General features: G+C 77.5%; 4 protein-coding genes and 1 pseudogene. 3 read left to right on the forward strand and 2 right to left on the reverse strand.

The window, feature by feature from the left end:
* Window positions 1–738 precede the first annotated feature (738 nt).
* Window positions 739–2016: a PP2C family protein-serine/threonine phosphatase gene (locus tag GTY84_RS11270; protein ID WP_345943405.1), complete on the reverse strand. Its 1278-nt coding sequence runs from the start codon at window positions 2014–2016 to the stop codon at window positions 739–741.
* Between the two features lie 105 nt (window positions 2017–2121).
* On the opposite strand from GTY84_RS11270, the gene GTY84_RS11275 reads away from it, so the two are divergent.
* A complete protein-coding gene (locus GTY84_RS11275; RefSeq protein ID WP_161226028.1) occupies window positions 2122–2568 on the forward strand; it encodes a hypothetical protein in 447 nt (148 codons plus the stop codon).
* Window positions 2569–3237: 669 nt separating this feature from the next.
* Window positions 3238–4152, forward strand: a complete 915-nt coding sequence (locus GTY84_RS11280) for a hypothetical protein (protein ID WP_161226029.1) — start codon at window positions 3238–3240, stop codon at window positions 4150–4152.
* A gap of 77 nt (window positions 4153–4229) precedes the next feature.
* Here GTY84_RS11280 and GTY84_RS11285 read toward each other — a convergent pair whose 3' ends face one another.
* On the reverse strand, window positions 4230–6320 hold the full coding sequence (locus GTY84_RS11285) for a PhoX family protein (RefSeq protein WP_161226030.1): 2091 nt from the start codon (window positions 6318–6320) through the stop codon (window positions 4230–4232).
* Between the two features lie 264 nt (window positions 6321–6584).
* Here GTY84_RS11285 and GTY84_RS11290 point away from each other — a divergent pair.
* Window positions 6585–7664 (forward strand): annotated as a pseudogene (locus tag GTY84_RS11290) (MSCRAMM family adhesin SdrC); the annotation flags it as partial.

A 7664-nucleotide genomic window follows, 5' to 3' on the forward strand; every position in this document is an offset into this window, starting at 1 on the left:
CGGCGCCCGCCACGAGGGCCACCGGCACGTCGGTGGGACGGACGGGTCCCGTGGCGATGCGCTCCGGGTCCCGGGCGGGGACCGGCACAGGCTCCCGCGGAGGCGGAGCGGCCGCGGGCCGGGCCACCGGTCGGGGCACCGGTCGGGCCACCGGAGCCGGACCGCACGGCACGGCCCCGGGCGGAACGGGACCTGCACGCGCGCCCGCACCCACGCCGCCCAGTGCCGGACGGCGCCGCGAAAGCCGCCACCGAGAACCACCGCACGGACAGAACCGGCCCGTACACACGCCCCCGGCCCACGACCCCGGACGGAACCCTCACAGGAGACCCCGGACCCACACGGTCCCGAGCCGGACGGCGCCGCGAAAGCCGCCACCGAGAACCACCGCACCGCACAGGACCGGACCCGTACGCGCGCCCCCCGACCCGCGCGGTCCGGAGCCGGACGGCGGTGCGGGAGCCCGCCGACAAGGGACGAGCCACCGGGTGGGACGGCCAGGGCCGACGATGCGGCCGGGACCGGCAGGGCGGCCCGGGACCAGCGACACGGTCGGGGCGGACAGGACAGCCGCGACCGGCGACACAGTCGGGGCGGACAGGACAGCCGCGACCAGCGACACAGTCGGAGCGGACAGGACAGCCGCGACCGACGGCACCCGGGCTCCCGCCGGGGCCGCCGGGCTCCCGCCGGGACGCTCGGGCTCACGTCCGACCGGGCGGGCCGGGCCGCCGGTCGTCAGCGGGCCGCGACGGGGCCGTCCCCGTCGTCCCACGGGCCCGTCGTGCGGCCCGCGCCGACGCCGATGCCGGGGACGTCCGGGGCGCCGCCGGGGATCGTCCGGCGCACGGCGAAGATCGTGGTGTCGTCGGACAGCCGTCCCCCGCAGTGCCGCAGCGTGGCGTCGCGGACATGGGCGACCAGGCGGACCGGCGCGGCCGTCCCGGGGTCCGCGGCGAGAGCGCGGGCGACGTCGTCGGCCAGCGGGTAGAAGCGGCCCTCGGCGTCGCGGGCCTCGGTCACCCCGTCGGTGAACATCAACAGCGTCTCCTCCGGCGCCAGCTCCAGCCGCCGCACCGGCGCGGGCCGTCCCGGGGCGAGGTCGCCGAGCCCCAGCGGCAGCCCGCCCACCACCGGCAGCGCCCGCACCCCGCCGGGGCCCACCGCCAGCGGGGGTTCGTGGCCGAAGACGACGGTCTCCACCGCGTCGGGCGTCCCCCGCGCGAAGCCGATCAGCACGGCGGTGGCGAACCGGTCGCCGTCGGACCGGCCGAGCGCGGCCGTGTACGCGCGGTGCCGGTACATCCGGGTCTCCAGCCGTCCGGCGACGGTGGCGAGGTCCGCCTCGTGGTACGCCGCCTCCCTGAAGGTGCTGAGCAGCGCCGCCGCCGTGCTCACCGCCCCCAGCCCCTTGCCCTGCACATCGCCGAGGAGCACCCGGATGCCGTGCGGGCCCGGCTGGATGTCGTAGAAGTCGCCCCCGACCCGGGCCTCGGTGTCCGAGGAGAGGTAGACCTCGGCGTGGTCGAGCCCGCCCCACGCCGACGGCAGCGGGCGCAGCACCGTCCGGCGGGTGGTGTCCGCGATGTCCCGCATGTGCAGCATCCGCTGCTCGCCGCGCACCCGGAACGCGGAGGCCATCACCGAGATGACCCCGCCCAGGACGACGAGGACCAGACCGGGCAGCCCGGTCTCGAAGCGGTGCTGCCAGGTGGTGCTGGCGAGGAGGAAGACGAGGACCGCGAGGACCGCGAACACGGCGGTCGCGCGCACCCCGCAGATGGCGGCGGCGATGCCGGGGACCAGCACCGTCCAGGAGATGATCTCCAGCGCCCCGGTGGCGAGGTCGCCCGCCACGATCCCGACGAGCAGCAGCAGCGGGAAGATCCAGGCGACGCTGCGCCCCCGGACGCTGAAGAGCTCGCGCCGGGACGCGGCGGTGCCCCGGAGCGCGGCCCCGGCCAGTCGGCCGAACAGCCGCCCGCCGCCCACCGGCCTGTCGTCGGCACCCGTCACGGGCCCCAGCGAACCACGGGCCCCCGGCACCCGCATCCTGACTTGCCGGGCGGCCGGGGCGGGTGTGCCCTGGAGGGGACGGGGGTCGAGGAGAGGAGCGCTCTCATGGCTCACGCGGCACCGAAGCCCGCGACGGCGGTCCGCAACCGCCCGCGCCCGCTGCCCGACGTCTTCAGCGCACGCGCCCATCTGGTGGCACGGTGGACGGTCATCGTCTCGGCCGGGCTGGTCTACGGCTACTGGGCGGCCACCATACGCCGCTTCGGCGGCCCCATCACCGGCCGCAACCTGCTCTTCGGCTTCATGACGGCCCTGGCGTTCGTCATCCTGTGCGCGGTGATCGGGGCGGTGGCCTCCCGGCTGCCCCGCGAGGGGCACGCGGTGCTGTGGGGCGCCTTCGCGGGCAGCGCCCTGGGGTTCCTCTACGCCCAGAGCGGCGTGGGCATGATCACCTGCGTGGTGGTGTCCCTGATCGTGGGCGGGGCGGTCTTCCTCGGGCTGTTCTACCGCTACTACACCCACGAGGACGCCCGGGGGCACCACATCCCCTGATCCCGGCCGCCCCCTGCCCGCCCGTTGCCCGGCGCCGCCCGCCCCCGCGCCTCCCGGGCACGACGCGGCACGGCGTGGCTCCGCCCCCGGCACCGGGCACCGCGTGGACCCGCCCGGCCCGGTACCGGGGCCCATCCGCGCCGGGACCGCGCCGCGCGCACCACGCACCACGCACCCCGCGCGCGTCACGCGCCCCGCGCACACCGCCACCGCCGACGCCGCCCCGACGGCACCTCGGTCACCGGCCCGCCCCGGCCTCCGGCGCCGGGCCCCGGCTCCCCCGCGGGACCGGGGCCCCTCGCCACGGCACCGCCGGTGACCGTCCCCGTCCCCGCGGGCCGCCTCTCGCACCGGAACGGCCCGTACTGGGGCCCCTTGCGCCGGGAACGTCCCCGGGCGGCAACACCCCGTACGGGACGCCACCCCTACGAGTGACAATCCGCCGCCCGCGGCGGTGCGGCACACGGACCCGGCCGGCACCCGCCCGCACGCACCGCCCGGCCCCGGCCCGCCCCCGGAGCCGCGTCCGCGTCCGCGCCCCGCCCCCGCGTGGCCGCCGGGCCCCGCCGCCGGCCCCGTCACCGCCCGGCGCGCCCGTTCGGTCCGGGGCGTACGCCACTTGCAGGCACGCCGCTCGCCCGCGCCGCCCCGGCGGCCTTGCCTGGGAGGGTGCCCCCTCGTCTCCGGAGCGCCCTGTCGGCCCTGCTGACCGTCCTCGCCTGTCTGCTCGCCCCGTGCGGCGCGCTGGCCGCCTGGGCGGCGTACGGGCTGGCCGACACCGGACGCTACGTCTCCGCGATGGCGCCGCTGGCCACCGACCCCGACGTCCGGGACGCCGTCGCCGACACCATGGGCGAAGGGGTCCTCGCCCAGGTCGGGGCCGTACCGGCGCACGAGGCGGTGCGCCTCTTCGTGCACGACGCCGCGCGGTCCTTCACCCGCACCGACGCCTTCCGCGCGGGCTGGGACGCCGCCAACCGGACCCTCCACGACACCGTGCTGGACGCCCTGCGCGACGACCGGGCCGCGGGCCGCCCGGTCACCCTCGACCTGGCCCCCGTCACCGCCCGCGTCCGGGACGCGCTCGCCGAGGACCACGTGAGCCTGGCCCGCCGCATCCCCGTCCGGCACACCGCCTTCACCGTGCTCCCGGCCCACGAGGTGGACCGGCTCAGAAAGGGCTACCAGGTGCTCGACGTCGCCGCCTTCTGGCTGCCGCTCGCCGCCGTCGTCTTCGCCGCCACCGGAATCGCGGTGGCGGCCCACCGCCGCCGCGCCGTCGCGGCCACCGGTCTCGGCACCGCCGCCGGCGGGGGACTGCTCGCCCTCGCCGTGCTCGCGGGGCGGCGGCTCACCCTGGCCGGACTGCCCGGCGCGGTGGACGGCCCCGCCGCGGGCGCCGTCTACGACGCCCTCACCGCGACCCTGCGCACCGCCTCCTGGCTGCTCGTCGCCCTCGGGCTGACGGTGGCGCTGGCCTCCTGGCTCACCGGCCGCCGCGGGCGGGCCCCCCGCCACCGCCCGCCCGCCGCTCCCCCGGGCCCCGGACCGGCCCCCGCCCGGCCCACCCGCGCCCGCCTCTGACCCCCCGTCCCCGGCCCCCGTCTCCCGGCCCCGGTGCCTTCGGCCCCCGGGCCCGCCCCCGTCCCGGGGCCGCCGGGTCAGACGCCGATGTCGCGGCCGTCCGCGCGCCACACCGCCACCACCGACGGACGCACGATCCGCCCCGGACCGTCGGGCCAGGTACTGGCCGGGCGCTCCACCGAGGCGCCGTCCAGCTCGCCCGGGTGCTGCACCGCGACCAGCACCCGCCGGTCCTGGACCAGTGGCCCGCAGGTCTCCGCCCCGGTCGGCACGGTGAGGAACTGCTTCAGCTCACCGCGCCGCGGCCCCTGGGTGGCCACGCCGAACAGGCCGTCGTGGGTGCCGAGCGCGTTGCCGTCGGTGGAGATCCACAGGTTGCCGTGGTCGTCGAAGGCGACGTTGTCCGGGCAGGAGATCGGGCTGACGGCCTCCTTCGGGAAGCCCGCGAAGTACGTCGACGGGTCCTGCGGGTCACCGGCCACCAGGAACAGCGACCAGGCGAACGTGAGGCTCTCGGCCCGGCCGAAGCGCTCCGTCAGCTCCAGGATGTGCCCGTGCTTGTTGCCGTTGCGCGGGTTGGCCTCGTCCGGACCGGCGTACCCGGCCTTGCCGCGGTTGCTGTTGTTGGTGAGGGCGACGTACACCTTGCCGCTGCGCGGCGAGGGCTCGATGTCCTCGGGACGGTCCATCTTGGTCGCGCCGACCCTGTCCCCGGCCAGCCGCGTGAAGACGCAGACCTCCTCGGCCGTCATCCCCTCGACGTGCGAGACGGCGCCCCGCGCGGTCGCGGTGACCAGCGGGATCCACCGGCCGCTGCCGTCGAACTCGCCGTCCCGGGGCAGTCTGCCGCTGCCGTCGATGTCCACGGCCGGGGAGTCGCCGGTCAGCCGGGCCACGTAGAGGGTGCCCTCGTCCAGCAGCGACAGGTTGTGCTCGCGGACGCCGCGGCCGTTGCCGTGCCGCATCCGCTTGCCGCCGACGAACTTGTAGAAGTAGTCGAAGCGCTCGTCGTCGCCGGTGTAGACGACGGGGCGCCCGTCCCGCGTCATCCGCACGGTGGCCGCCTCGTGCTTGAAGCGCCCGAGGAGGGTGTGCTTGCGGGGCGTGGAGTCGGGGTCGTACGGGTCGAACTCGACGACGTAGCCGAAGCGGTGCACCTCGTTGGGCTCCCGGGACACGTCGAACCGCTTGTCGAAGCGCTCCCACTTGCGCTCGGTGGCCCCGCCGCCGATGCCGTAGCGCTTGTCGGTGGCGCTGCCGCCGTTGGCGAAGTACTGGTTGAAGTTCTCCTCGCCGTGCAGCGTGGTGCCCCACGGGGTGGTGCCGCCGGAGCAGTTGTTGAGGGTGCCCAGCACCCGGGTGCCGGAGCGGTCGGCGGAGGTGCGCACCAGGTCGGACCCGGCCGCGGGGCCGGTCAGCAGGAACGGCGTGGTGGCGGTGACCCTGCGGTTCAGGACATGCCGGGGGACGGGCGTGAGGCGGCCCGTGCGGCGGTCCTCCTCGACCACCACGGCGGACAGGCCGTGCGCGGCCCAGGCGATCTCGACCTGCTCGCGGGTCGGGTTCCCGGGGTCGTAACCCCGGAACATGAGTACCTCGTTGGTGTACTCGTGGTTGGCGACGAGGAGTTGGCGGCCCCGCTCACCGCGCACCGGCAGCAGGGCGAGGTAGTCGTTGTTGTACCCGAACTGCCCGGCCTGCGCCCGCGCGCTCTGCCGGTCCGGGTCGAAGGCGGGCGCCCCGCGCAGGATGGGCTCGCCCCAGCGGATCACGACGCCCTGCCGGTGCCCCTCCGGGACGACGACCGCGTCCCGGGTGTTGGGGGCGACGGGGGTGAAGCGCAGCCCCCGCGCGGCCTCCCGCGCCGGCGGCTCCGGGTGCGGGTGGCGGGGGCCCTTTCCGGCCACCGGCGCGGCCTGCGCCGACGGTGCCGCGGCCACGCCCGCCGCTCCGGCCCCGGCCGCGGCGACGGTGACGACGGCCGCGGCGCGCATCATCGAACGGCGACTGAGGGCACCGGCGATGACATCGCCGACGTACTCGTTGGAACTGGTGTTGGGGACCTCGTGGAAGCAGGCGTCACCGCACCGGAAACGGCAGGTCATGGCGGACCGGCCACCGGGGTGGGTTCCGGACGGGGTTCCGATCAACGGCAGCGGCTTGCGCACGGTGTTCTCCCTGGGTGCCCTCGGATGCGCTTGGGGTGTCAGCGCGACGGTAGGGGCGCGGCCGTGCGGGGACCGGGCGGTGGGGTGAACGCCGGGTGAACGCGTCCCGGCCCGAGGGAGCGGGGGTGCCCGGACGCGTTCCGTCCTTGACGTATCCCCGGATTCATGGCAGACCCTGCACAAGATCACAAGCCGGGGCCGCTAACCTTACGTGTCCGTCCTGGCCAGGGATTGACGGCTTCACCTCAGCGAAGGGTTGCGCACATGGGCATTCTCACTCTCCTGCGGAACGCGTTCGGCCGGTCACGCAAGGCACGCGCCGCCGAGGCGGAGGGTGCGACGCCGGAGCCGGCACCGCAGCTCCCGTCCCAGTCCGCGGCCCCCTCGGAGGCGGCCGGCCCCGACGCGGACGGCGCCGCCGGTGCGGCGACCGACGCGGCGACCGTCCCGGCCGCGCGGGCCGGGGGCCCGGCGGACGCCGGTGCCGGGGCCGCGCTCCCCGAGCCGCGTCCGGCCTCCGACGACGAGCAGGCCGGGGAGCACGAGCTCGTCACCGCGGCCTTCGCCCGCATCGCGGTGCCGAAGCCCGCGGAGTCCCCGGACAACGCCCCGGCCGAGCCGAAGCCCGCCGCGACCGGGACCGCGACCTCCGCCGGGGCCGGACCGGCCGCCGACGAGGCGCCGGAGACCGGCACGGGGGACCCGGCACCCGGGGCCGCTGCCGAGGCGGCGGCCGGGGCGGAGACGGAGACGGCCGCCGAGGCCGCGTCGGGGACCGCGTCCGGGTCGGGTGCCGAGGCCGACACCGTGTCCGCCACCGGGACCGGGACCGGGACGCCCGCCACGGCGCACCTTGAGGCCGAAGCGGAGACGGGGACCGAGACCGCCCCCGACACCGCGTCCGGGACCGAGGGCGAGGCCGCGTCCGAGGCCGGGCCGACCGCGCAGGCGGAGCCGGAGACCGGGGCGGACCCCACCGCCGGGGCCACCTCCGGAACGGGCGCGGAGACGGACGCCGCGTCCGGCCCCGGCGCCGAGACCGACACCGCGTCCGCCACCGAGACCGGGACGCCCGCCACGGCGGGGTCCGGAACCGGAGCGGAGACGCAGGCCGGAGCGGAGACGGAGGCCGGAGCGGAGACGGAGGCCGGAGCGGAGACGGAGGCCGGAGCGGAGACGGAGGCCGGAGCGGAGACGGAGGCCGGGACCGGGACCGACACCCCGACCGGCCCCGGGGACCAGGCCGCCACCGAGCCTGGGGCCGAGCCCACGACGGAGCCGACGACGGACGCCACGCCGCCCACCGGGGCCGCACCCCGGGCGGACGCCGCCGAGCCGGGGACG

This window comes from Streptomyces sp. SID8352, from assembly GCF_009862265.1.
In the GTDB taxonomy this organism is placed as follows: Bacteria; Actinomycetota; Actinomycetes; order Streptomycetales; family Streptomycetaceae; genus Streptomyces.

Excerpts from the sequence above, each read along its gene's own strand:
- GTY84_RS11275 (WP_161226028.1), top strand. The coding sequence starts at position 2,122 with ATGGCTCACGCGGCACCGAAGCCCGCGACGGCGGTCCGCAACCGCCCG.